The following is an 845-nucleotide window of genomic DNA, read 5'->3' as shown; positions in this document are numbered from 1 at the left end:
GTTCGGCACGGTGGAACTCAGGGACGGCCGCGTGGTGGCTTCGCTCGGCGGCAAGGACCAGGAAATCCTGAGCAGCCTGACCGGGCAGGCGAACTGGGCGGCGATGAACAGCAACGCGACGCTGACGGCGACCGGCATCTGGCGCGGCGAAAGCGTCGCCGTCGACTTCGCGTCGCCCAAGCCGCTGGTACTGTTCGCGGGGGGCGCTGCTCCGCTCACGCTCTCCGTCAAGGCGGCACCTGCTACCTTCTCCTTCGAAGGCGTAGCCTCGATGTCGGACAACGCCTATTTCGACGGCCAGGCGAAATTCGCCGCGCCCTCGCTGCGGCGCGCGCTGGAGTGGTCGCAGGCCGGCATCGCGCCCGGAGCCGCGATCGGCTCGGTCTCGGTCGCCAGCAAGGTGACGGCGGCCGCCGGCCGGGTGAAGTTCGAAAACACCACTGTGGCGCTCGACAACAATCCGGGGATGGGAGCGCTTGACTTCTCCTTCGGCGAAGCACTGCCGGTCATCTCCGGCACACTCGCCTTCGACACGCTCGACCTCCGATCGTTCCTCTCGGCCTTCACGCCGCTGGCGCCAACCGGCGAAGCGGGTCCCGGCGAGATCGACACCAGCTTCGCCGACAAGATCAATCTCGACCTCCGCGTGTCGGCGGCGCATGCCACGGCAGGACCGGTCCAGCTTGCCGACGTCGCCGCTACGGCGCAGGTCAAGAACGGACTTGCCGTCTTCGACATTTCCGACGCCTCTGCCTTCGGCGGCAACATCCAGAGCAGCCTGCGCTTCGACCGCAAGCTCGAAGGCACGCAGGTCGAGATCCGACTTCTCGCCTCCGACGTCGATG

General features: G+C 67.5%; 1 pseudogene. It reads left to right on the top strand.

Annotated features, from left to right (window positions below):
• Window positions 1-845: pseudogene (locus EOA33_RS37215) on the top strand (AsmA family protein); the annotation flags it as partial.

Source organism: Mesorhizobium sp. M4A.F.Ca.ET.050.02.1.1 (genome assembly GCF_003997725.1).
In the GTDB taxonomy this organism is placed as follows: domain Bacteria; phylum Pseudomonadota; class Alphaproteobacteria; order Rhizobiales; family Rhizobiaceae; genus Mesorhizobium.
This window is presented reverse-complemented; position numbering and strand designations above follow the sequence as displayed.